General features: G+C 62.1%; 24 protein-coding genes. 16 read left to right on the top strand and 8 right to left on the bottom strand.

The genetic code is table 11. From position 1 onward, the window contains the following. Positions 1–5 precede the first annotated feature (5 nt). Positions 6–938: a sugar ABC transporter substrate-binding protein gene (locus tag F6S08_RS17875; protein WP_065924581.1), complete on the bottom strand. Its 933-nt coding sequence runs from the start codon at positions 936–938 to the stop codon at positions 6–8. A 50-nt stretch (positions 939–988) separates the two neighbouring features. After that, positions 989–1,996, bottom strand: coding sequence for an ABC transporter permease (locus tag F6S08_RS17870; RefSeq protein ID WP_027607262.1), 1,008 nt, complete (start codon positions 1,994–1,996; stop codon positions 989–991). A 361-nt stretch (positions 1,997–2,357) separates the two neighbouring features. On the opposite strand from F6S08_RS17870, the gene F6S08_RS17865 reads away from it, so the two are divergent. From F6S08_RS17865 to F6S08_RS17855, 3 genes are read left to right on the top strand one after another with little or no spacing between them, the layout of a single operon-like run. Then, positions 2,358–3,194, top strand: a complete 837-nt coding sequence (locus tag F6S08_RS17865) for a transketolase (RefSeq protein WP_065948088.1) — start codon at positions 2,358–2,360, stop codon at positions 3,192–3,194. Further along, a complete protein-coding gene (locus F6S08_RS17860) occupies positions 3,184–4,116 on the top strand; it encodes a transketolase family protein (protein ID WP_065948089.1) in 933 nt (310 codons plus the stop codon). Before F6S08_RS17865 ends, F6S08_RS17860 begins: the two co-directional genes overlap by 11 nt. Before the next feature lie 5 nt (positions 4,117–4,121). Continuing rightward, complete coding sequence (locus F6S08_RS17855; protein ID WP_315872066.1) at positions 4,122–5,597, top strand: FGGY-family carbohydrate kinase; 1,476 nt, start codon at positions 4,122–4,124, stop codon at positions 5,595–5,597. 161 nt (positions 5,598–5,758) lie between these two features. Here F6S08_RS17855 and F6S08_RS17850 read toward each other — a convergent pair whose 3' ends face one another. Beyond that, the gene (locus F6S08_RS17850) at positions 5,759–6,703 is read right to left on the bottom strand and encodes an aliphatic sulfonate ABC transporter substrate-binding protein (protein ID WP_315872065.1); all 945 of its coding nucleotides are present in this window, start codon (positions 6,701–6,703) and stop codon (positions 5,759–5,761) included. 235 nt (positions 6,704–6,938) lie between these two features. Between F6S08_RS17850 and F6S08_RS17845 the strand changes: the two genes are divergently transcribed. The 3 genes from F6S08_RS17845 to F6S08_RS17835 are packed head-to-tail and all read left to right on the top strand — an operon-like array spanning position 6,939 to position 9,755. After that, positions 6,939–7,997 (top strand): ABC transporter substrate-binding protein, encoded by a 1,059-nt coding sequence (locus F6S08_RS17845; RefSeq protein WP_065948092.1) that lies wholly within the window; start codon positions 6,939–6,941, stop codon positions 7,995–7,997. After that, complete coding sequence (locus tag F6S08_RS17840; RefSeq protein WP_137212200.1) at positions 7,984–8,973, top strand: ABC transporter permease; 990 nt, start codon at positions 7,984–7,986, stop codon at positions 8,971–8,973. Before F6S08_RS17845 ends, F6S08_RS17840 begins: the two co-directional genes overlap by 14 nt. Continuing rightward, on the top strand, positions 8,967–9,755 hold the full coding sequence (locus F6S08_RS17835; protein ID WP_137212201.1) for an ABC transporter ATP-binding protein: 789 nt from the start codon (positions 8,967–8,969) through the stop codon (positions 9,753–9,755). The genes F6S08_RS17840 and F6S08_RS17835 overlap by 7 nt, the downstream gene beginning before the upstream one ends. On the opposite strand, the gene F6S08_RS17830 is transcribed toward F6S08_RS17835, so the two are convergent. Continuing rightward, positions 9,756–10,604: a helix-turn-helix transcriptional regulator gene (locus F6S08_RS17830; protein ID WP_315872218.1), complete on the bottom strand. Its 849-nt coding sequence runs from the start codon at positions 10,602–10,604 to the stop codon at positions 9,756–9,758. 110 nt (positions 10,605–10,714) lie between these two features. Between F6S08_RS17830 and F6S08_RS17825 the strand changes: the two genes are divergently transcribed. After that, positions 10,715–11,125: a hypothetical protein gene (locus tag F6S08_RS17825; RefSeq protein WP_065948095.1), complete on the top strand. Its 411-nt coding sequence runs from the start codon at positions 10,715–10,717 to the stop codon at positions 11,123–11,125. Between the two features lie 74 nt (positions 11,126–11,199). Here the strand turns inward: F6S08_RS17825 and F6S08_RS17820 are convergent, their stop codons facing one another. After that, on the bottom strand, positions 11,200–11,535 hold the full coding sequence (locus F6S08_RS17820) for a hypothetical protein (protein ID WP_065924591.1): 336 nt from the start codon (positions 11,533–11,535) through the stop codon (positions 11,200–11,202). 90 nt (positions 11,536–11,625) lie between these two features. Between F6S08_RS17820 and F6S08_RS17815 the strand changes: the two genes are divergently transcribed. The 4 genes from F6S08_RS17815 to glsB all read left to right on the top strand — a co-directional run bounded on the left by F6S08_RS17815 (position 11,626) and on the right by glsB (position 13,790). Beyond that, positions 11,626–11,970, top strand: coding sequence for a hypothetical protein (locus tag F6S08_RS17815; protein ID WP_053134342.1), 345 nt, complete (start codon positions 11,626–11,628; stop codon positions 11,968–11,970). Between the two features lie 59 nt (positions 11,971–12,029). Further along, positions 12,030–12,425, top strand: coding sequence for a hypothetical protein (locus tag F6S08_RS17810; RefSeq protein WP_083244848.1), 396 nt, complete (start codon positions 12,030–12,032; stop codon positions 12,423–12,425). Next, positions 12,415–12,801 (top strand): hypothetical protein, encoded by a 387-nt coding sequence (locus F6S08_RS17805; protein WP_065924593.1) that lies wholly within the window; start codon positions 12,415–12,417, stop codon positions 12,799–12,801. Before F6S08_RS17810 ends, F6S08_RS17805 begins: the two co-directional genes overlap by 11 nt. Before the next feature lie 80 nt (positions 12,802–12,881). Further along, positions 12,882–13,790, top strand: coding sequence for a glutaminase B (gene glsB / locus F6S08_RS17800; RefSeq protein ID WP_027607252.1), 909 nt, complete (start codon positions 12,882–12,884; stop codon positions 13,788–13,790). Between the two features lie 37 nt (positions 13,791–13,827). Here glsB and F6S08_RS17795 read toward each other — a convergent pair whose 3' ends face one another. The 3 genes from F6S08_RS17795 to F6S08_RS17785 all read right to left on the bottom strand — a co-directional run bounded on the left by F6S08_RS17795 (position 13,828) and on the right by F6S08_RS17785 (position 17,115). Continuing rightward, a complete protein-coding gene (locus tag F6S08_RS17795) occupies positions 13,828–14,067 on the bottom strand; it encodes a DUF6124 family protein (RefSeq protein ID WP_065948099.1) in 240 nt (79 codons plus the stop codon). Between the two features lie 677 nt (positions 14,068–14,744). Further along, positions 14,745–15,989, bottom strand: a complete 1,245-nt coding sequence (locus F6S08_RS17790) for a saccharopine dehydrogenase family protein (protein ID WP_137212205.1) — start codon at positions 15,987–15,989, stop codon at positions 14,745–14,747. Between the two features lie 28 nt (positions 15,990–16,017). Then, positions 16,018–17,115: a carboxynorspermidine decarboxylase gene (locus F6S08_RS17785; RefSeq protein WP_315872064.1), complete on the bottom strand. Its 1,098-nt coding sequence runs from the start codon at positions 17,113–17,115 to the stop codon at positions 16,018–16,020. Positions 17,116–17,470: 355 nt separating this feature from the next. On the opposite strand from F6S08_RS17785, the gene F6S08_RS17780 reads away from it, so the two are divergent. Genes F6S08_RS17780 through F6S08_RS17760 form a run of 5 tightly spaced genes read left to right on the top strand, consistent with a single transcriptional unit; the run spans position 17,471 to position 22,116 of the window. Continuing rightward, the gene (locus tag F6S08_RS17780; RefSeq protein ID WP_137212206.1) at positions 17,471–18,490 is read left to right on the top strand and encodes a LacI family DNA-binding transcriptional regulator; all 1,020 of its coding nucleotides are present in this window, start codon (positions 17,471–17,473) and stop codon (positions 18,488–18,490) included. Then, positions 18,474–19,478 (top strand): ABC transporter substrate-binding protein, encoded by a 1,005-nt coding sequence (locus tag F6S08_RS17775; protein WP_065924596.1) that lies wholly within the window; start codon positions 18,474–18,476, stop codon positions 19,476–19,478. Before F6S08_RS17780 ends, F6S08_RS17775 begins: the two co-directional genes overlap by 17 nt. Next, positions 19,479–20,297 carry an ABC transporter permease gene (locus F6S08_RS17770; protein WP_315872063.1) on the top strand — a complete coding sequence of 273 codons (819 nt, stop codon included), beginning with the start codon at positions 19,479–19,481 and terminating at the stop codon, positions 20,295–20,297. Next, the gene (locus tag F6S08_RS17765; RefSeq protein WP_065948102.1) at positions 20,294–21,088 is read left to right on the top strand and encodes an ABC transporter permease; all 795 of its coding nucleotides are present in this window, start codon (positions 20,294–20,296) and stop codon (positions 21,086–21,088) included. Before F6S08_RS17770 ends, F6S08_RS17765 begins: the two co-directional genes overlap by 4 nt. Beyond that, positions 21,085–22,116, top strand: a complete 1,032-nt coding sequence (locus F6S08_RS17760) for an ABC transporter ATP-binding protein (RefSeq protein WP_315872062.1) — start codon at positions 21,085–21,087, stop codon at positions 22,114–22,116. Before F6S08_RS17765 ends, F6S08_RS17760 begins: the two co-directional genes overlap by 4 nt. Positions 22,117–22,124: the final 8 nt, after the last annotated feature.

The following is a 22,124-nucleotide window of genomic DNA, read 5'->3' as shown; positions in this document are numbered from 1 at the left end:
AAGGCTTACGGGTGCTGTTGCAGGAACGGCGCGACGTTTTCTTTAGTGGTCAGCACGGTGGGCAACAACTGCTCCTTGGGCAGGGTCTTGCCGGCTTTGAGGTCGATGGCCGAGGCCACGGCCAGGCGCCCCATTTTCTGCGTCTGCTGGGTCATGGTCGCGTTCAGCACACCGCTTTGCACGGCCTTGAGCCCGGCCACGTCACCGTCGAAACCGACCACGACCACCTTGTGATCGAGGTTGCCGACTTTCACCGCCTGGGCAGCGCCCAAGGCCATGGCATCGGCTCGGCCGAAGAACACGGTGATGTTCGGGTCACGCTGGAGCAGGTCCTGGGCCACGGCGAAGCCTTTGTCCTGGGCCCATTCAGCTGGTTGCTGGGCGACGACCTTGAGGTCCGGGAAGGCTTTCAGGCCCTCTTCAAAGCCTTTGGCGCGATCATTCTCGGGGGTGGTACCGATCTGGCCTTGCAGGATCGCGATGCGGCCCTTGCCGTCGGTGATCTTGCCCACGTACTCGGCCAGGGTCTTGGCGCCGGCCACGCTGTCGCTGGCGATAAAGGTGTCGCCCGGTGCGTCGGGGGCGTTGCGGTCCACGGCGATCACCGGGATGCCCGCAGCCTTGGCGGCTTTCACCGGCACACCGGCGGCGGTGGCACCGGCCGGGATGTAGATCAGCACGTCGATCTGGCGGGTGATCAGGTCTTCAATCTGGCTGACCTGGGTGGAGGAGTTGCCCTGGGCGTCCACGGTGATCACCTTGACCCCCTTGGCTTTGCCTTCGGCTTCCACCGATTGCTTGATCTGGTTGAAGAAGTCGGCCTGCAGGTTGGCCACGGCCAGGCCGATGGTCAAATCCTTGGCCCAGGTGGTGCCAGCAACGGTGAGGGTGGCGGCGGCGAGAGCGGTGGCCAACAGCAGTTTCTTGGGGCTGAACATGTCGGTGACTCCTGGTTTTATTGTTGGAGGGTGTCAACTGTCGAACAGGTTTAACGGGCAGTGCTGGAGCGGCGTCGCAGGGTGTCGATGGTGACGGCGAGGGCGATGACCACGCCGATCACCACTTGTTGAATAAAGGGCGAAACCCCCAGCAGGTTGAGGCCATTGCGCAATACGCCAATGATCAGTACGCCCACCAGGGTGCCGCCGATGCTGCCGACGCCGCCACTGAGGCTTGCGCCGCCAATCACCACGGCGGCGATGGCGTCCAGCTCCAGGCTCAGCCCGGCGCTCGGTTGCGAGGAGTCCAGGCGCGCGGCCAGGGTCACGGCGGCGATGCCGGCCAGCGCACCGCTGATGGCGTACACCCAGAGGGTAATCGCCCGCACCTTGATGCCCGACAGCCGCGCCACTTCCGGGCTGCCGCCCATGGCGTAGAGGTTGCGGCCGCCGGCACGAAAGCGCAGGAACACCCAGGCCACCACCAGCATCACCAGGAACAGGCCCACGGTGGCCGAGAGGAAACCGAAGTGACGCACCGTCGCCAGGCTGGTGAACCAGTCCGGATAGCCGACGATCTGCCGGCCTTCGGTGAGGATATTCGCCAGGCCACGGGCCACCGACATCATGGTCAGCGTGGCAATAAAGGGTGGCAGCTTGGCGTAGGTGATCAACGCGCCGGAGACCAGCCCGGCGAGCATGCCGCTGGCAATCGAGATCGGAATCGCAAAGCCCAGGGGCACCGCCTGATCCTGATACAGCCAGCCGAGCATCATCATCGAGAAGGCCAGCACCGAGCCGACCGACAGGTCGATGCCGCCGATCACGATCACCGCCGTCATGCCGATCGCCAGGATGCCCAGCACCGTGACCTGATCGAGGATGTTCAGGCCATTGCGCAACGAGAAGAAGAATTCGGAACTGAAGGAGAAGACCAGCACCAGCAGCACCAGCCCGATCAACGGGCCGCCGATATTACTGGGCAGCAGTTTGACAATACGTGGGCGAGGTGGCGGCTTGAGTTCGGCCGGGTGCTGGACAATAGCTTTGGCGTCCACAGTGTTCTCCTGAGTTATTTTTTTTGGAGTGCTTCAGGCTTCTTGAATATTTATGCGTGCCTGACTGTTAATTCAGATTCCAGTGACACCGTGTCAAAGTCAAGCGCTTAATTTTTCTTGCCTGCCGCTGAAACGGTGTTTTTGCCCGGCGCAAAGCCACGGTCTAGAGGAGCCGGCGTGGGATTTTGGCCGTTTGTCCGAGGGGGATTTCCGAGTTTTATTTGATTTTTCGGCGGTTCGCTCACTTGACCTGCCGGAGGATCGGCGTCTAAATAGAAATATATTGTCACTGCTGAATAAATATTCAAAGACAGCCTTGGACACTTTCACCCCGCGTGGTCAGCCTCAAAGGAGCCGCTGCATGAATGCCTTCCAGTACGACGCCCACCAGATCAAGGAACAGGCCCGCCTGATTCGTCGCCATGTGATCCGCCTGAACGCCGACTCACCGGCCGGCGGGCACACCGGGGCGGATCTTTCCGAAACCGACATCCTCGCCACCCTGTATTTCCGCGTCCTCAACACCGGCCCGGAACGCACCGAAGACCCCGAGCGCGATATTTATATCCAGAGCAAGGGCCACGGCGTGGGCGGTTTGTACTGCTGCCTGGCGCAGGCGGGCTACATCCCCACCGAGTGGCTGCCCACCTACCAGCACTTCAACTCGCACCTGCCCGGCCACCCGGTACGCCAGAAAACCCCCGGCATCGAACTGAACACCGGCGCCCTCGGCCACGGTTTGCCGGTGGCGGTCGGGCTGGCCCTCGCGGCGAAGATGTCCGGCAGCAACAAGCGCATCTACGTGCTCACCGGTGACGGCGAACTGGCCGAAGGCTCCAACTGGGAAGCGGCGATGGCGGCGGCCAAGTACGGCCTGGATAACCTGTTTGTGATCGTCGACAAGAACAAGCTGCAGCTTGCCGGTTTGACCGCCGAGATCATGCCGCTGGACCCACTGGACGTGAAATGGGCGGCCTTTGGCTTCCGCGTCAGCGAGTGCGACGGTAACGATGTCGGCCAATTGATCGAAGCCCTGGAAAGCATGCAGACCAAGACCGGCGCGCCCCAGGTGCTGATCGCCCACACCATTAAAGGCAAGGGCGTGTCGTTTATCGAAGCCCGCCCCGAATGGCACCACCGCGTGCCCAAGGGTGATGAAATCAACGCAGCACTGGAGGAGTTGAACCATGGCGAGTGAACATTTGGCGAGCGTCATGGTGCAAGCGTTTATCGCTGCCGTGGATGCCGGGCTGGACGTAGTGCCGGTGGTCAGCGACTCCACCTCCACGGCCAAGATCGGCCCGTTTGCCCAGCGGTTTCCCGAGCGGCTGATCAATGTGGGCATTGCCGAGCAATCCCTGGTCAGCGTCGCGGCGGGCCTGGCCCTGGGCGGCAAGATCGCCGCCACCTGCAATGCGGCGCCGTTCCTGATCTCGCGGGCCAATGAGCAGATCAAGGTGGACGTCTGCTACAACCAGGCCAACGTGAAGATGTTCGGCCTGAATGCCGGCACCAGTTATGGCCCGCTTGCCAGCACCCACCACAGCCTCGACGATATTTCGGTGATGCGCGGGTTTGGCAATGTGCAGATCTTCGCCCCCGCCGATGCCGTCGAGTGCCGGCAGATCGTCGATTACGCGCTGCGCTACCACGGCCCGGTGTATATCCGCCTCGACGGCAAAGCCTTGCCCGACGTGCACGGCGCCGATTATCAGTTTGTGCCCGGTCAGGTCGACATCCTGCGCCAGGGCGCCGATGTGAGCATCGTGGCCCTGGGCTCGGTGGTGCATGAAGCGGTGGATGCAGCGGCATTGCTGGCGGAGCAGGGCATCCAGGCGCAGGTGATCAACCTGTCGTCGATCCGGCCCTTGCAGCGTGATGTGTTGCTCAGCGCTTTGAGCGGCACCCGCGCGGTCATCAGTGTGGAGGAACACAACATCAATGGCGGCGTCGGCAGCCTGGTCGCCGAAGTGCTGGCCGAAGCCGGGTTGGGCATTGCCCTGATCCGCCTGGGTATCGGCGATGGCGAGTACGCCGCCGCCGGTGCCCGCGAACCGACCCGCGCCTTGCATAACATCGACGCGGCTGGGATCGTGGCGGCTGCCACTCGGTTGCGGTGAATTCAATGAATAACAATACCCCGCTGATCCTGGCGATAGATGAAGGCACCAGCAACGCCAAGGCGGTGCTGGTCAACGAACTTGGCCAGGTGATTGCGCGCGGTTCGCGACCCTTGAGCATCAGCCATCCCCAGGCCGGGTTTTCCGAGCAGGACCCGCTGCTGATCTGGCAAAACACGTTGGCTGCGATTGAAGAATGCCTAGCCCAGGTGGACCGTCCGATCACTGCGTTGGCCATCAGCAACCAGCGTGAATCGGTGGTGGCTTGGGATAGGCATACCGGTGAGCCATTGTCGCCGTGCATCAGTTGGCAGTGCCGACGCTCTACGGCGTTGTGCACGCACCTGCATGAGCAGGGCCATGAAGCGCTGATCCTGGAAAAGACCGGGCTGGCGTTGGACCCGATGTTCTCGGCGGGCAAGTTCCGCTGGATTCTCGATCACCTTGAGGATGGTCACGCCCGCGCTGCTGCAGGCGATATCTGGCTGGGCACCGTCGACAGCTGGCTGTTGTGGCAACTCAGCGGCGGCCAGGTGTTCGCCACCGACTATTCCAACGCCGCACGTACCCAACTGTTCAACCTGCACACCTGCGCCTGGGATCCTGAGCTGTTGGCGCTGTTCGGCATTCCGGCTGCGGCGTTGGCGCCGATCCGGCCGAGCGCCGGTTTCTTCGCCGAAACCGTCGCGTTGGGCGGCTTGCCCGCCGGCATCCCGGTGATGTCGATGATCGGCGACTCCCATGCGGCGCTGTACGGGCAGGGCGGTTTCGCGCCGGGGCTGGTCAAGGCCACCCTCGGCACTGGTTCGTCCTTGATGACGCCCATGGGCGGGCCGATTGCCTCCACCCATGGCCTGTCGACCACCCTGGCCTGGCACGATGGCAGCCAACCTACTTTCGGCATGGAAGGCAATATCGTCCATACCGGCGCTGCCGTGCAGTGGGCGTCGAAGCTGGTGGCGGGAGAATCCCTGGATGCGCTGACCGAACAGGCCGCGCAATTGCCGGATAACGGCGGCGTGTATTTTGTCCCGGCGCTGTCCGGCCTCGGCGCACCGCACTGGAAGGCCGACGCCCGTGGACTGATCTGCGGGCTGACCGAAGCCACGTCCGGCGCGCACATCCTGCGCGCGGCGCTGGAATCCATCGGCTATCAGATTCGCGATGTGTTCGAGGCCATGCAGCAAGACATCGGCAGCCCGCTCAAGGAACTGTGGGTGGATGGCGGCGCCACGCGCAACCGCTGGCTGATGCAGTTCCTCGCCAACCTGCTGCAACGCCCGGTGGTGCGCAGCCTGTCGCCGGAGGTTTCGGCATTGGGCGCCGCGCACCTGGCGGGACGGGCGTTGGGGGTGTGGGCGAGTGATGCGGCGCTGGGGCAGTTGGAGCGCCAGCGCGAGCGCTTTGAGCCGCAGGAGGATCCGGCGATGGCGGAGCGTTACTCAGAGTGGAAAAAGGCTCTAGCCCGAACACTCCTCTAACCGCATATGCAAACCAACTGTGGGAGGGGCTTGCCGCCGATGAGCATAGGGATCTACATAACGTTGACTCAACACTGAACGTCCGGCAGATAGGGCTGTTGTGGTGAGCGGGCTTGTCGAATCGTCGCACCGCCCCTCCCACATTGAGATCACACCCGCCTTCAAGGCCGCCAGGTCTGCACGTCCTTGGCATCCACCGCCTTGGGCAATAACCCCGCCTTGAAGAACGCATCGGCAATTTTCTGCTGCTCACCCAACTGATCCACCGTCACTTGCTGCACCTGATAACTGCGGTGCGCGTTCGCCGCTTCCACCGTGGCCACATCCAGGTTGCCCCACAGCGGGCCGAGCACTTTCGCTGCTTCTTGCGGATGGGCTTTCACCCACTTGCCGGTCTTTTCCAATTCCCCATACACCACCTTCAACACTTCCGGGTGCGCCTTGGCGTACGGCGTGCCGGTCAGGTAATAGCGCTTGTAGCTCGCCAGCCCAGCACCATCCGCCAGGGTGCGCGTCGGCAGTTGCCGCTGCACGCTGGTGAGGAAGGGTTCCCAGGTGACCCAGGCGTCCACCTTGTTGTTCTCGAACGCCGCGCGGCCATCGGCCGGCGACAGGTAAGCCGGCTCGATATCCGAGAACGCCAGGCCGGCCTTGGCCAACGCGGCAATCAACAGGTAGTGGGTGCCGGCGGCCTTGGTCACCGCGATCTTCTTGCCCTTCAAGTCTGCCAATTGTTGGATCGGCGAGTCCTTGCGCACCACGATGGCCTGGGCCGAAGGCGAGGGCGCTTCCTGGGCAAAGTAGGTGAGTTTGGCCTGGGCAGCCTGGGCGAAGATCGGCACGGTGTCAGCCACGTCGGCGCTGATGTCCACGTTGCCGACGTTCAGCGCTTCCAGCAGCGGCAGGCCGCTGGGGAACTCATGCCAGCTCACATCGATGTTGTCGGCCTTGAGGGCTTTCTCCAGGGTGCCCTGGGTCTTGAGCAGGGTGATCAGCGTGGAGGATTTCTGGTAACCGATGCGCACGGTTTCCTGGGCTTGCGCACTGACAGCGACGGAAAAAGCCAGCAATCCTAATACAGCGGCGAGGGGACGACGAAGGGGCATGGTGGGCTCGATTTTCAACGAAATATGCCCAAGCTTAATGATCTAAAAACCATTCGATAAATACTCTTTCGATCTGAGCTTAGGGCGCTTTCATCCGCTTCCTGCCCATCAGGCATAACCATAGAATTATATGGTTCTTTCATAAAAGTCAGTCATTAATATAATAAAAATGGTTTTTTTGACGCTTTCGGCCCTTCTTTGGAGTGGGCTGATCCATTAAATAGGGATAGTTCGCATGGCTGCTTTTGATCACCTGACCCGTCGCCGCCTGCTGGGTCTGGCCGGCCTCACCCTGGCCAGCCTGTCGCTGCCGCGCCTGGGTTTTTCCGCCGACGCACACGCCGGCCACACTACCGCCCAGGAGCCTGCCGGCACCGGTGAGTTCATCCGCCTCGACGCACCGCGCAAACTCAAACTGGCAGTCAACCTCAACGCGGTGTGCCTGGCGCCGGTGGTGATCGCCCATGGGCAGGGCTTCTTCACCAAGCACAACCTGGACGTGGAACTGGTCAACTTCGGCAACTCCACCGAGGTCTTGCTGGAAGCCATCGCCACCGGCAAGGCCGACGCAGGCGTGGGCATGGCGCTGCGCTGGCTCAAGGCCCTGGAGCAGGGCTTTGACGTGAAGCTCACCGCCGGCACCCATGGCGGTTGCCTGCGGTTGCTCAGTGCCGCCAACGGCGGCGTGAGCAAGCTGGAAGACCTCAAGGGCAAGGCCATCGGCGTCACCGACATGGCCAGCCCGGACCGCAATTTCTTTTCGATCCTGCTGAAAAAACACGGCGTCGACCCGGTGCGCGATGTGGAGTGGCGCCTGTACCCGGCCGACCTGCTCGGCACGGCGCTGGAGCGTGGCGAAGTGCAGGCAGTGAGCGGCAGTGACCCGTTCATGTACCGCCTGATCAAGTCCGGCGTGGCGCGGGAGTTGTCCACCAACCTGGTGGAGGAATACGCCAACCTCAGTTGCTGCGTGGTCGGCGTCACCGGCAAATTGGTGCGTGAAGACAAGCGCGTGGTCGCGGCGCTGACCCAGGCGATCCTGGAGGCCCATGACTATTCCGTGCAGCACCCGGAGGACGTCGCCAAAGGCTTCCAGGCCTACGCACTGAACACCTCCACCGAAGAAGTCCAGGCGATCCTCCACGACCACACCCACGGCCACCACGCGGTCGGCGCGGCGCTGACCCAGGAGATCACCACCTACGTCACCGACCTGAAAACCGTGGAAGTGATCAGCAAAGGCACCGACCCGATAGCGTTTGCCAAGGAGATCACTGCCGATGTCTTCAACTGACGCAACCGTCCTCAACCCGCCTGTGGCGCTCAAGCTCGGGTGGCAAGGCGCGGCGGTGGTGACGGCCTGGGTGGCCGTCGCGCTGCTGATCAGTTACTGGCCCAACGCGGTGCGCAATTGGCCGATGACCCAAGGCTTGGCCAACCTGTGCGTTGGCGCGGCAGCGTTGTTCATTGTGCTGAGCCTGCTGGGCCGAAGGTTGTCGAAACTCGCGCTGCGCTTGCGCACGGCCGCACCCTGGCTGATCGCCTTGCCGGTGCTGCTGGGCCTCTGGGAATTGCTCACCGCCAAGCTTGCGCTGTTGCCGGTGCCGTTCTTCGCACCCCCCCAAGCCTTGCTCGCGGTGTATATCGAAGACTACGCACGCCTGGCCGACAGCCTGCTGCATTCGGCGCTGCTGCTGGGCTCGGGGGTGGCGCTGGGCGCGGCCACCGGGTTTGTCGCCGGCGTCGCCATTGGCTGGTCCACGCGTATCGGCTACTGGCTGCACCCGGTGCTGCGCATCCTCGGCCCGGTGCCATCGACGGCGTTGTTGCCGCTGTGTTTTTTCCTGTTTCCCAGCAGTTGGAGTGCGAGCGTGTTTTTGATCGCCCTGGCCACCTGGTTTCCGGTCACGGTGCTCACCTGGTCCGGCGTGGCCAGCGTCGATAAAGCCTATTACGACGTGGCGCGCACCCTCGGCGCCCGGCCGGGCTTTCTGATTTTCAAAGTAGCGATTCCCGCCGCGCTGCCCCACGTCTTCGTCGGCCTGTTCATGGGCCTGGGCGCCTCATTCTCAACCTTGGTGGTGGCGGAAATGATGGGGGTCAAATCCGGCATCGGCTGGTACCTGCAATGGGCCCAGGGCTGGGCCGCCTACGCGAACATGTACGCCGCACTGCTGATCATGGCGCTGGCCTGTTCGGGGTTGATCACCGGGTTGTTCCTGGTGCGTGATCGGTTGCTGGCCTGGCAGAAAGGAGCGATGAAATGGTAGCCCTGGCACACGCGGTATCGGCTTCGGAAGGATTGGCGCTGCGCATAGAAAACCTCAGCCATGGTTTTGCGCTGGACGGACGGCATTTGCCGGTGTTGGAGCGGGTGTCCCTGGACGTGGCGCCGGGAGAGTTTGTGGCTTTACTCGGGCCTTCGGGCTGCGGCAAGTCCACCTTGCTGCGCCTGGTGGCGGGGCTGGAACCGGCGGACGCCGGACGGCTGTTGGCCGATGGCGAACCCATCACCGGGCCGGACCCGAGCCGCGTGGTGGTGTTCCAGGACCCGACCCTGTACCCATGGCGCCGGGTGTGGGACAACGTCGCCCTCGGCCTCGAAGCCCAAGGCCTGCTCAAGACCCATTCGGCCAAGGTCGATGAGGCCCTGCACAAGGTCGGCCTCGGCCCGTTCGCACGCGCTTATCCCCGGCAATTGTCCGGCGGCATGGCCCAGCGGGTGGCGTTGGCCCGTGCACTGGTCAATCAGCCGCGGTTGCTGATCCTCGACGAACCCTTGGGCAAGCTCGACTCCCTGACCCGCATCACCATGCAAAAAGAGCTGATCGACCTGTGGCAGCGCCAGGGCTACACGGCGTTGCTGGTGACCCACGATGTGGAAGAAGCCTTGCTGCTGGCTAACCGGGTGATTGTGTTCAGCGACCGCCCGGCGAAGATCCAGGCACAGTTGAGCATCGATAGGCCCTATCCACGGCACCGGGATGATCCTTACCTGGTGGACCTGCGGCGGCAGATACTGGGCCTGCTGGGGTTGGGCGAAAACTGGTAGTCAGTGGGCGTCTTTCAGCGCAATGGCCTGGGTGGTCGCACTTGACACACCGGCACGGTCCGCCAGGTAACGCGCGGGCGGCTGGCCCACCGCCTTGCGGAACATGGTGATGAAGCCGCTGGCGTTTTCATAACCCAGGTCCAGGGCCACCCGTTGCACACTTTCACCCTTGGCCAGCCGTTGCAGGGACAGGATTACATGCAACTGCCGGCGCCAGCGGCCGAAACTCAAGCCCAGTTCCTCCAACAACAGGCGCGTCATGCTGCGCTCGCTCATGCCGATGCGCACGGCCCATTGACCGAGGGTGGCTTTGTCGGTCGGGTCGGCCAGCAGGCTGTTGGCCAGGCGGCGCAAGCGGGCGTCCTGGGGCATGGGCAGGTGCAGGGCTTCGATCGGTGCGGCGGCCAGTTCATCCAGCAAGGTGTTGATCAAGCGGCCTTGGGCGCCGGCCTCGTCATAGAATTGCGGGAAGCTGACGGCCTTGCTGATCAGCTCATGCAGCAACCCGGACACGGCCAGGGTGCAGCATTTTGGGGGCAGGGCGTGGGCGGCGTCGGGCTCGATCAACAGGCAATACACCTCCGCTTCGCCTGACCCGCGTGCCGAATGTGGCGTGCCGCCAGGAATCCACAGTGCACACTGGGGCGGCACGATCCAGATCCCCGCTTCGATTTCACAGTGGATGACCCCGCGCAGGGTGTACATCAACTGGCCCTTGCGGTGCGCGTGCTGGGCATGTTCCCAGGTGTCCGACGTGCTGGTGGCGCCCACGGCCACCACGGCGCGGGGGAACAGGTCGGCGTCCTTGGCCATCAACGGGTCGAGCAGATCAAGACGGTGGTGCTTCATGGCGCGGGTCGCAAGTTGGCCGGATTGCGAAACAGTCTGGCTATTCTGTGCAATGCCGTCCAGGGGTTCGAGCTTTATATTGAGATCCACTCTCATTAAGGAGCTTTGCCATGCGACTCGACAGTACAACGTTCCCTGTGGTGAAAATCGTCTTCGATGCGCCCAGCGAAGGTGGGCCGCAGGATGCTTTCCTGGCCTTTGAAGGGCTATTGGCGAGGGAGCAGGCCTTTATGTTGCTGCACGAAAAATCCGTGGATGAAAACAACCATGAGCACTCCCACGAAGAGCGTAAGCAGGCGTCGATCTGGATGAAGAAAAACAAACAGGCGCTGCGCATGTTCGTCAAAGGCATGATCCAAGTTGAGCCCAGCGCCGCCAAACGCCTGGCACTCAAGCCGTTCGCGGTGATGTTCAGCAAGGCCTGGGGCTACCCGTTGCTGGTGGTGGAATCCAAGGACCAGGCCTGGGCACTGGCGCGGGATGTGCTGGATGAGCGGGTGTCGGATGTGGCGCATTTTTGAAGGGTAAAGTGGAGCAAAAAATGTGCGAGCGGGTCTGGCCGCGGGCCCGCTCCCACATGGGTTGGTGGTATGGCTCAGTCCACGCAGTTCGCTCGGCCCAGCTTGCCTTTCTCCACCGTCGCCGAGCAGCCGAAGTGGCCGTTATCCACTTGGCACGCGCCGGTCACCGGACCGTTGCCGGACTGGGTGGTGACGCTGGTCTGGCAATCGCCTTCACACTGGCTCGAATCGGTACATGCCTTGCCCGCATCCTTGTACGGGGTGATGCATTTCCAGCTCTGCAGCTTGCCGACTTGCTTCATGGTACCGCCGCCTGCCAGGCAGGTGGACGCCGCAGCGTCCTGGGCGGGTGGGGTCGTGGTACAGGCCGATACCAGCAGTACAGCGGCCAGGCCAATCATCAATTTCATGCAAAGTCCTCGTGGAGTAAGCGCAACGGTGCAGTGTACGGGCATATGGACTACTTTGATTGACAAGCGATCCCCACCCGGTAATGACTCATGCGCACGTTATGGAAGCGGTATGTGGCCCTGCTGGAAAACGACCTGAGCACGCAAATTTTCGACAACGTCAAAAACCTGCTGGTGTGCGCGCTGTTGTTTGCGGCGGGCACCAATACCCTCGTAGGGCAGCAGGACCTGTTTATCGGGGTGTTTGCCTCCAGCGTGGCAGGGTGGGGGCTGATCCTTCTGTCGACAGTGCTGATGCTGTTGAACGTCAGCGATGGCATTCGCCGGCTGGCCAAGCTGCGTTATCACCTGGCATTGCAGCTGTTGCTGATCCTGGTTTATCTGGTGGTGGCCGAGCGGGTGGTAGAGATTGTGTGGGGCTTCAGGGCGCATTGAATCGAGGTGTTCACCGCGTTCGCGCTAGAATTGCCCGCCCGCGGACCAGGATGCGCACCATGCACACGCTTTATTGTTACGTCGATGGATCTGACAACCAAGCAATCGAACCGGTATTGGCCGACGCCTTTCGCGCATTGGTCAGCGATTGGGCGCAATATTGCGCCGTGTTTGTGAATCACCAGCACGAGCGTACACCCGACCTGGCGCCTGATGATCTGAATGACTGGTTTATCGGGCTCAACCTTCCTTTATCTCGTGTCAGCCAATCTCAAATTGACCAATTGGTCGTGTTTGCCAAAGCCCTGGCTGGCGCAACAGGGCGTGATTTTGTGGTGGGTATTTCGTTGCCGTCGGGGCTTTGCGAGGACCTGGTGTTTCTCGACGCGAACGCTGACGAGACTGAGGGATTACGCTTGTACACACGGTTGGAGGCTGCGCTCCATGGGGCTTGATATTCATCTTGAGGCTGATAAGCGAATGTCCCTGGTCCATCTGGCTGACGCCGTGAACGCGGTGGGCGTTGCTGAACTGGAACAGAATGAACACTCGGTGGTGGCGCACTTTCATTCAGGTCTTTTTCTGAGCGGCTGCTATGAAGTGGATGATCCTGATATTCGGGCGCAAGGCCCGAGCGATCTGGCATTTCCGGTGGCCGTTCGTGGTTATCTGCGCATCAAGGGGCCTGCGCCGGAGGACGCTGATCCATTGGCTGACGTCAGGCACCTGGTTGAGCAACTGACTGCGAGGTGTGAGGCCTGTTTCTTGATATCGTTTCAGTACGAGTCCCTTATGTATTGCCGGGACGAGGAGGGCCTTCACGTTATGTAGTACGCCACCTGGCCTGCGTGTTTCAGGTATCCTCCGCACCCCGCTTTCCACTGATTCAAAGACAGATGACAGGACAAGACATGCAGGCGCTGCTGGAGTCGATCCTCGACGAAGTGCGCCCCCTGATCGGCCTCGGCAAAGTCGCCGACTACATTCCCGCGCTGGCCGATGTACCGGCCAACCAACTGGGCATCGCGGTATACGGCAATGACGGCTCGGCCTATCGCGCCGGTGACGCCGATACGCTGTTCTCGGTGCAGAGCATTTCCAAGGTGTTCAGCCTGGTGCAGGCCATCGACCACGGTGGTGAAACCATCTGGGAGCGCCTGGGCCACGAGCCTTCGGGGCAACCGTTCAATTCGTTGGTGCAACTGGAATTCGAACGCGGCCGCCCGCGTAACCCCTTCATCAATGCCGGCGCGCTGGTGATCTGCGACATCAACCAATCACGCTTTGCCGTGCCGATCCTGTCGATGCGCGACTTCGTGCGGCGCCTGTCGGGCAACCCGCAGATCCTGGTCAACAGCGTGGTCGCCGACTCCGAAGCCCAGCACGGCGCACGCAATGCGGCCATGGCCTACCTGATGAAGTCCTTCGGCAACTTCCACAACGATGTGGACGCGGTGCTGCACAGCTACTTCAACTACTGCGCCCTGCAGATGAGCTGCCTGGACCTGGCCAAGGCGTTCAGCTTCCTCGCCAACGAGGGCACCAGTGCCCACAGCGGCGAACAGATCCTCACCGCGCGGCAGACCAAGCAAGTCAACTCGATCATGGCTACCAGCGGACTGTATGACGAGGCGGGCAACTTTGCCTACCGTGTGGGCTTGCCGGGCAAGAGCGGTGTGGGCGGCGGCATTGTCGCGGTGGTGCCGGGGCAGTTTACGGTGTGCGTGTGGTCGCCGGAATTGAACGCGGCGGGCAACTCGCTGGCGGGGATCAAGGCGTTGGAGTTGTTGAGTGAGCGGATTGGGTGGTCGGTGTTTTGAGATCGTTCCCACGCGCGTGGGAACGATGATCTGGGTGTCATGCCGCTGGATGGGCGTCATCCAGTGCTTTGTCTACCAACAGTTGCACACCTTCCAGCATTCGGCAGATGCCCAACGCCACATTGCGTTGCGCACCGTCGATTTCAAAGGCCAGGTGCGTGGCGATGTCGGTGATGGAGGATAGATCCTGGGAGGCGTTGACCAGCAGGGTTTCCGTGCCCAGGTCGGGGCGCACGGTGAAGAGTTTATCTGGAGGATTTGGGGTGTCTTTGATCATGGTGGAACTCCGTCGACAAGTGGAGCCGCCAGCGTTCGCGGTCAAACGAAGAGGGTGGCAGCTGTACGCGGGTTGACCGACCGGTTGTCAACGAACCCGGCATACCCGAAAGTATCCCGCGCACAACTGCCGCGACACGATACCTCAGGCACAAAAAAAACGCCTGGGATAGGTGCAGGGCGTAGCAGTTCGTTAACAAGGCCGGACGGTCAAATCCGGTCGCTGAATTGACAGCGACGGCGGAGAGGTTAGTCAGCCGCGTTCCGATCGACAACCTGAAACAGTCGTGGGAAAACTCTGAGAGTCTGGGGCGAAGTGCTATCCCTGTGGGAGGGGCTTGCCCCTGATAGCAGTGTGTCAGCCAAGATGCATCAACTGACACGGCCTCATCGGGCATGAGTATCTACACAACTCTTAAAGGCTTATACATAACTCTGTGGTGAGCGGGCTTGCCCCGCGCTGGGCTGCGAAGCAGCCCCAATCCAGGCACCGCGTTTTTTCAGTCATAACCCATTGGCCGGTTTTGGGGCCGCTTCGCAGCCCAGCGCGGGGCAAGCCCGCTCACCACAAAAGCCCCCTCCCACATTTGGATCTTTATTGGTTTGTAATCGCTACCTACCCCAAACAAAAAATGCGCCCCTGAGGGCGCATTTTTTTGTTCGGTCAGCTATCGCCTGTCAGGCAATCGCATCCCAGGCCCGATCACCGTGCTCGTCCTTGATGCGAGTCGGCAGGCCCATCACGTCCAGCGCCTTGAGAAACGGCTCAGCCGGCAGTTCCTCGACGTTGGCCATGTGTTTCACATCCCACTCGCCCCGGGCGACCAGCAGCGCTGCGGCTACCGGTGGAACGCCTGCGGTGTAGGAGATGCCCTGGCTGTCCGTCTCGGCAAAGGCTTCTTCGTGGCACGCCACGTTGTAGATGAACATCTCGCGTGGCTGGCCATCCTTGGTGCCTTTGACCAGGTCGCCGATGCAGGTCTTGCCGGTGTAGCCCGGGGCAAGCGAAGACGGGTCGGGCAGCACGGCCTTGACCACTTTCAACGGCACCACTTCCAGGCCTTCGGCGGTGGTGACCGGCTTCTCGGAGAGCAGGCCGAGGTTTTTCAGCACGGTGAACACGTTGATGTAGTGTTCGCCGAAGCTCATCCAGAACCGCACGTTGGGCACGTCGAGGTTTTTCGACAGCGAGTGCACTTCATCGTGGCCGGTGAGGTAGAGGTTCTGCGAACCCACGACCGGCAGGTCGTCGGTGCGTTTGACTTCGAACATGGTGTTGCTGGTCCACTGGCTGTTCTGCCAGCTCCACACCTGCCCGGTGAATTCGCGGAAGTTGATTTCCGGATCGAAATTGGTGGCGAAGTATTTGCCATGGGAGCCGGCATTGACGTCGAGGATGTCGATCGAATCAATGCGGTCGAAATGCTGTTGCTGCGCCAGCGCGGCATACGCGTTGACGACACCCGGGTCGAAGCCCACGCCAAGGATGGCGGTGATGTTCTTCTGTTTGCACTCTTCCAGGTGGTTCCATTCGTAGTTGCCGTACCACGGCGGGGTCTCGCAGACCTTGCCCGGCTCTTCGTGGATGGCGGTGTCGAGGTACGCAACGCCCGTGTCGATGCAGGCACGCAGTACCGACATGTTGAGGAACGCGGAACCCACGTTGATGACGATCTGCGATTCGGTCTCGCGGATCAGGGCCTTGGTCGCTTCCACGTCCAGGGCGTTCAGCGCGAAGGCCTGGATGTCGGCGGGAACCTTGAGGCTACCCTTGGCCTTGACGCTGTCGATGATGGCCTGGCATTTGGAGATGTTGCGCGACGCGATAGCAATACGACCGAGTTCGTCGTTGTGCTGCGCGCACTTGTGGGCCACCACCTTGGCGACACCTCCTGCACCAATGATAAGAACGTTCTTTTTCAATTGCTTTATTTCTCCTATATCCGCCAGCTTACGAAAGGCTGGACAGGTAGTCGTCGTAACCAAATTCACGAACCACTTCGACTGTACCGTCGAGTTGTTTCACTACGATGGACGGCATTTTCAGGCCGTTGAACCAATTTTTCTTGACCATGGTGTAGCCCGCGGTGTCGATGAACGACAGCCGATCGCCGATGGCCAGCGGACGATCAAATTGATACTCGCCGAAGATGTCCCCGGCCAGGCAGGATTTGCCGCACACCATGTAGGTGTGTTCACCCTCGCTCGGCGCCAGCTTGGCGTTGAGGCGATAGATCAACAGGTCCAGCAGGTGGGCTTCGATGGAGCTGTCCACGACGGCGAGGTTTTTGCCGTTGTAGAGGGTGTCGAGCACGGTGACTTCCAGGGAGGCGCTGTTGGTGATCGCCGCTTCGCCGGGTTCCAGGTAGACCTGCACGTCGTACTTCTGCGAGAACGCCTTGAGGCGCTGGCAGAAGGCGTCGATGGCATAGCCTTCACCGGTGAAGTGGATGCCGCCGCCGAGGCTGACCCAGTTGACCTTTTGCAGCAGCGCGCCGAAGCGTTCTTCGATGGTGTTCAGCATCTGGTCGAACAGGTTGAAATCGCCGTTCTCGCAGTTGTTGTGGAACATGAAGCCGGAGATCTGCTCGATCACGCCTTCGATCTTCACCGGGTCCCATTCGCCCAGGCGGCTGAACGGACGCGCCGGGTCGGCCAGCAGGTAGTCGGAGCTGCTCACCTGCGGGTTGACGCGCAGGCCGCGGGTCTTGCCTTCGCTGCGTTCGGCAAAACGCTGCAGCTGGCTGATGGAGTTGAAGATGATCTTGTCGCAGTTATCGAGCATCTCTTCGATTTCATCATCGGCCCAGGCCACGCTGTAGGCGTGCGCCTCACCTTCGAACTTCTGGCGACCGAGCTTCAACTCATACAGCGACGACGAGGTAGTGCCGTCCATGTATTCCTGCATCAGGTCGAACACCGACCAGGTGGCAAAGCACTTGAGCGCCAGCAGGGCCTTGGCGCCGGACTGCTCGCGCACGTAAGCAATCTTCTGCATGTTGACCAGAAGCTTCTGTTTATCGATGAGGTAGTACGGCGTTTTGATCATTTTTGAGAGCCTGCGGCGGTGCCTGCCAAAAAAGGACACGCATTGTGCCCGCACTTGGATCGAATCGAAAGGTTAGTGGGCGGATTTTGCACGCCGGTTTTTCAAGCATAGCCCCGGAGTATGACTATCTAAGGATATGCACCGGCCCGGTGTGGGAGGGGGCTTGCTCCCGATAGCGGTGGATCAGCCCGCCAATAGGGTGCCTGACACACCACTATCGGGTTCAAGCCCCCTCCCACATTTTGGCCTATGTGACTTTGTTGCACTGCCATCAAACCGTCATCTCCCCACCACCTTCCTGCCACATTCCCCCGTTACTGTCCTCGCCAATGAGATCGATCTCAAGCGAGTGAACATGACTGACCTGAAAGACGTAGCGCGACTGGCCGGCGTATCCCGCGCGACCGCCGCCCGCACCTTTGCCTCTCCCGACCAGGTGCGCCCGGCGACCCGTGAGCAGGTGTTCGCCGCTGCCCGGGAGTTGGGGTTTCGGCCCAACCTGCTCGGCCGCCAACTGCGCCTGCAAACGACCCAGTTGATCGGCGTGGTGGTGCCCAACCTGCTCAACCCGGTGTTCGCCGAACAGTTCCAGGCCATGGAGCGTGCCGCACGTTTGCGTGGCTACAGCCTGGTGCTGGCGACCACCGACTACAGCAGCGAGCGCGAGTGCATCGTAGTGGAAGAACTGCTGCGCCAGCGCGTCGATGGCCTGGTGCTGACGGTCACCGATGCCGAAAGCAACAGCGTGCTCAGCAGCCTGAATACCGAACGGACGCCGTTCGTGCTGGCCTATCACCAACCGAGCAACCCCAACTACAGCGCCGTGTCGGTGGACAACCGCGCCGGCATGGCCTTGGCCACGCGTTACCTGCTGGAGGCCGGTCATCGACGCATCAGCATGGTCGCCGGCCCCGCCTTGCAGTCCGACCGCGCACGCCTGCGCTATGCCGGTTACTGCGACGCGATGAAGGCATACGGTCTCAAAAACCGCGCGGTGATCGAAATGCCCGCCCATACCCAGGCTGAATTCGCTGCCATCCAGCCGTACCTCAACGGCCCCGACGCCCCCAGCGCGCTGGTGTGTTCCAACGATTTCCTGGCTATCAGCCTGATCGCCGAGCTGCGCCGCAACGCCTGGAATGTACCTGGGCAACTGTCGGTGATGGGCTTTGACGGCATCGCCCTCGGCACCCAGATGCACCCGACCCTGTGCAGCGTGGTACAGCCCATCGCGCTGCTGGCCAGCACGGTGATTGACCAACTGCTGGCGCAGATCGCCGGCAACGATCCCATTTCCCATTGCCTGCCTTGCCATATCCGGCCGGGCGAAAGTACCCAACCCTTTGAGGAGTCCCTTGATGCGCGCATTCAGTAAAACCCTGGCCACCGTGCTGCTCTGCGGTGTGGCCAGCCTGGCCCAGGCCGCCGACACCGCGATTTGCTACAACTGCCCGCCGGACTGGGCCGACTGGGGCACCCAGCTCAAGGCCATCGCCGCCAGCACCGGTGTGCAGGTGCCGCTGGACAACAAGAACTCCGGCCAGTCCCTGGCGCAACTGGTGGCCGAAAAGGCCGCGCCCGTCGCCGACGTGGTCTACTACGGCGTGACCTTCGGCTTGCAGGCGCAAAAGGCCGGCGTGGTCGAGGGTTATAAGCCCAAGGGCTGGGAACAGATCCCCGCCGGGTTGAAAGACCCCGCCGGCCAGTGGTTTGCGATCCACTCCGGCACCCTGGGCATCATGGTCAACGTCGAGGCATTGGGTGGCCTGCCGGTGCCGCAAAGCTGGGCCGACCTGCTCAAGCCTGAATATAAAGGCATGGTCGGCTACCTGGACCCGTCCAGCGCCTTCGTCGGTTACGTCTCTGCCGTGGCGATCAACCGCGCAATGGGCGGCGACCTGGACAACTTCGCCCCGGCCATCGACTACTTCCAGAAACTGGCGAAAAACGCCCCCATCGTGCCCAAGCAGACCGCCTATGCGCGGGTACTGTCCGGCGAGTTGCCGATCCTGGTGGACTACGACTTCAACGCCTACCGCGCCCGCTATAAGGACAACGCCAATGTCGCCTTCGTGATCCCCAAGGAAGGCAGCATCAGCGTGCCCTATGTGATGAGCCTGGTGGCCAACGCACCGCACCGCGCCAATGGCGAGAAGGTGCTGGACTTCGTATTGTCGGACCAAGGCCAGGCCCTCTGGGCCAAGGCGTACTTGCGCCCGGTACGCCCAGTGAACATGCCGGCCGACGTCGCCGCGCAGTTCCTGCCCGACAGCGATTACGCCCGCGCCGGTGTGGTGGACTATCAGAAAATGGCCGCTGTGCAGGAAGCCTTCGCCGCCCGTTACCTGAACGAGGTCAAGTAAGTGGCTGCATCGGCAAAACAAGCGGCCTGGGCGCTGGCCCCGGCCTTTGCGGTGCTGTTCGCGTTCTGGCTGTTGCCGCTGGCGCACTTGATGCTGCTCGGCGCCGACAGCCGCGACAGCCACGGCAGCGGCTATTGGCAGGTGCTCAGCAGCGCGCAGTACCTGGGCAGCCTGGCGCAGACCTGCGTGCTGGCGATCGTGGTGACGTTCACCGCGTTGTTGATCGGTGGCATCAGTGGGGTGTTCCTCGCGCGCCAGCAGTTTTTCGGGCGCTCGGCGTTGGTGGCGTTGCTCACGTTTCCCCTGGCGTTTCCGGGGGTGGTGGTGGGCTTCCTGGTGATCCTGCTGGCCGGACGCCAGGGGTTGCTGGCGTCCCTGGGCCTGCAATTGGCCGGTGAGCGCTGGATCTTTGCCTACTCGCTGGCCGGGCTGTTTGTCGGCTACCTGTACTTCTCGATTCCGCGGGTGATCCTCACGGTGATGGCCGCGTGCGAAAGCCTCGACCGCAGCCTGGAAGAAGTCGCGCATTCGCTGGGAGCAGGGCACTGGCGGGTGGTCTGCGACGTGATCGTGCCGGGCCTGGCGCCGGCGTTGGCGTCCTGCGGTGCGATCTGCTTCGCCACGTCCATGGGCGCGTTCGGCACCGCGTTCACCTTGGGCACGCGCCTGAATGTAACCCCGGTGGCGATCTACAATGTATTCACCAACTACGCCAATTTTGCCGTCGCCGCCGCGTTGTCGGTGGTGCTCGGCGCGGTGACCTGGGCGGTGCTGTTGCTCACGCGACGCCTGGTGAAAAATGCGGGGACGGTCTTGTGAAACGCTCATCGCTGTTTGTGATGCAACTGCTGTTCACCCTGCTGGTGTGCGCGTTCATGCTGGTGCCGGTGCTGATGTCGTTGCTGGCCGGGTTGACGCGCAATTTCTTCGTCGGCCTGTCCAGCGGCCTGACGTTCGACTGGCTGATCCAGGTATGGCAGGCCTATTCGCCCACCGTATGGCTGTCGTTGCAATTGGCCCTGGCGTGCGCGGTGTGTGTCTGCGTGATCGGCGTGCCGGCGGCCTATGCGCTGGTGCGCATGAACAACCGCTTCAGCCGTGCCTTCGAAGAGCTGATGGTGCTGCCCGTGGCGATGCCGGGGCTGGCCAGTGCGCTGGCGTTGCTGCTCACCTATGGCCAGTTCGGCACGTTTCGCAGCAGTTGGCTGTTCATCCTGGTCGGCCATGTGTTGTTCACCTTGCCGTTCCTGGTACGTCCGGTGATGGCGGTGATGCAACGCCAGCAACTGCCGGTGCTGGAAGAGGCGGCGGCCAGTCTGGGCGCCGGGCCGATCAGGCGCTTTTTCAGCGTGGTGGTGCCCAACTGCCGGGCGGGGATTCTGGCGGGCGTGCTGATGGTGGTGACCTTGTCGTTGGGGGAATTCAACCTGACCTGGATGCTCCACACGCCGATGACCAAGACATTGCCCGTGGGCCTGGCCGACAGCTACGCCTCGGCGCGCCTGGAAATCGCCAGCGCCTATACCCTTATCTTTTTGCTGATGATCGTGCCGCTGCTGATTGCGTTGCAGGCCATCAGCGCTCGTTTGTCCCGTGGAGAGCGTCGATGACCGCTATCACTATCCGCCTGCAAGGCTGTCGCAAGGCATTCGCCGACGGCACCGTGGCTGTGCATGACCTGAACCTGACCGTCGAAGGCGGTGAGACCCTGGCGATCCTCGGCCCGTCCGGCTGCGGCAAGACCACCACCTTGCGCCTGATTGCCGGCCTGGAACGCCCGGATGTAGGCCAGGTTTTTTTCGGTATCGACGACGTCACCCGCCTGCCCATCGAGCGCCGCGACGTGGGCATGGTGTTCCAGAACTACGCGCTGTTTCCCAACCTCGATGTGGCCGGCAATATCGTCTACGGCTTGAAGATTCGCGGCATGGCGCCGCTTGCGCGGAACAAGCGCTGCGAGGAACTGCTGGAGCTGGTCGGCCTGCAACAGCATGGCAAGCGCAGCATCCACGAATTGTCCGGTGGCCAACGTCAACGGGTGGCCCTGGCCCGTGCCCTGGCGCCGCGCCCTAAAGTGCTGTTGCTGGATGAACCGCTGGCCGCCCTGGATGCGCAATTGCGCGAGCGCCTGCGCAGCGAGCTGAATGAACTGCTGCGCGGCCTCGGTATCACCTCGGTATTTGTCACCCACGACCAGGGCGAAGCCATGGCCCTGGGCGATCGTATCCTGGTGATGGAGCACGGCCGCGTCGCGCAACTGGCCAGCCCACGGGAGATCTACCAAAAGCCGGCGAATGCCTTCGTCGCCGGTTTTGTCGGCAACCTCAATGCCTTTGCCGTCACCTCGCGAACAGCCCATGGCCTGAAAGTCTGCGGCGGCGAGTTGCCGTGGCAGGCCGTCGACGTGCCCAACACGGTGTACTGCCGCCCCGAACACTTGCGGGTGATGGAGAGCGAAGGGCACTTGCACGGCCATCTATTGGCGCAGTTTTTCCAGGGCGCGCAAAGCCGCCTGTTGGTGGACGTGGGCGGCCCGCAACCGCTGCTGGTGGACAGCAGCGACAACCACCTGTACGCCGTCGGCGCGCCGATTGCCCTGGCGATTGCGCCGCACATGTTGTTCACCCTGAATGCGTGAGAGTTTGC

This window comes from Pseudomonas sp. JV449 (genome assembly GCF_032424295.1).
Lineage (GTDB): Bacteria > Pseudomonadota > Gammaproteobacteria > Pseudomonadales > Pseudomonadaceae > Aquipseudomonas > Aquipseudomonas marginalis.
The sequence above is the reverse complement of the archived record's forward strand: the minus strand, read 5'-3'. Positions and strand labels throughout refer to the sequence as shown.

Coding starts and splice junctions, on each gene's coding strand:
- F6S08_RS17805 (WP_065924593.1), top strand. CDS start 12,415: ATGGGGCTTGATATTCATCTTGAGGCTGATAAGCGAATGTCCCTGGTC.
- F6S08_RS17875 (WP_065924581.1), bottom strand. CDS start 938: ATGTTCAGCCCCAAGAAACTGCTGTTGGCCACCGCTCTCGCCGCCGCC.
- glsB (WP_027607252.1), top strand. CDS start 12,882: ATGCAGGCGCTGCTGGAGTCGATCCTCGACGAAGTGCGCCCCCTGATC.
- F6S08_RS17795 (WP_065948099.1), bottom strand. CDS start 14,067: ATGATCAAAGACACCCCAAATCCTCCAGATAAACTCTTCACCGTGCGC.
- F6S08_RS17850 (WP_315872065.1), bottom strand. CDS start 6,703: ATGCCCCTTCGTCGTCCCCTCGCCGCTGTATTAGGATTGCTGGCTTTT.
- F6S08_RS17830 (WP_315872218.1), bottom strand. CDS start 10,604: ATGAAGCACCACCGTCTTGATCTGCTCGACCCGTTGATGGCCAAGGAC.
- F6S08_RS17865 (WP_065948088.1), top strand. CDS start 2,358: ATGAATGCCTTCCAGTACGACGCCCACCAGATCAAGGAACAGGCCCGC.
- F6S08_RS17760 (WP_315872062.1), top strand. CDS start 21,085: ATGACCGCTATCACTATCCGCCTGCAAGGCTGTCGCAAGGCATTCGCC.
- F6S08_RS17785 (WP_315872064.1), bottom strand. CDS start 17,115: ATGATCAAAACGCCGTACTACCTCATCGATAAACAGAAGCTTCTGGTC.
- F6S08_RS17855 (WP_315872066.1), top strand. CDS start 4,122: ATGAATAACAATACCCCGCTGATCCTGGCGATAGATGAAGGCACCAGC.
- F6S08_RS17775 (WP_065924596.1), top strand. CDS start 18,474: ATGCGCGCATTCAGTAAAACCCTGGCCACCGTGCTGCTCTGCGGTGTG.
- F6S08_RS17780 (WP_137212206.1), top strand. CDS start 17,471: ATGACTGACCTGAAAGACGTAGCGCGACTGGCCGGCGTATCCCGCGCG.
- F6S08_RS17835 (WP_137212201.1), top strand. CDS start 8,967: ATGGTAGCCCTGGCACACGCGGTATCGGCTTCGGAAGGATTGGCGCTG.
- F6S08_RS17820 (WP_065924591.1), bottom strand. CDS start 11,535: ATGAAATTGATGATTGGCCTGGCCGCTGTACTGCTGGTATCGGCCTGT.
- F6S08_RS17845 (WP_065948092.1), top strand. CDS start 6,939: ATGGCTGCTTTTGATCACCTGACCCGTCGCCGCCTGCTGGGTCTGGCC.
- F6S08_RS17860 (WP_065948089.1), top strand. CDS start 3,184: ATGGCGAGTGAACATTTGGCGAGCGTCATGGTGCAAGCGTTTATCGCT.
- F6S08_RS17815 (WP_053134342.1), top strand. CDS start 11,626: ATGCGCACGTTATGGAAGCGGTATGTGGCCCTGCTGGAAAACGACCTG.
- F6S08_RS17840 (WP_137212200.1), top strand. CDS start 7,984: ATGTCTTCAACTGACGCAACCGTCCTCAACCCGCCTGTGGCGCTCAAG.
- F6S08_RS17825 (WP_065948095.1), top strand. CDS start 10,715: ATGCGACTCGACAGTACAACGTTCCCTGTGGTGAAAATCGTCTTCGAT.
- F6S08_RS17810 (WP_083244848.1), top strand. CDS start 12,030: ATGCACACGCTTTATTGTTACGTCGATGGATCTGACAACCAAGCAATC.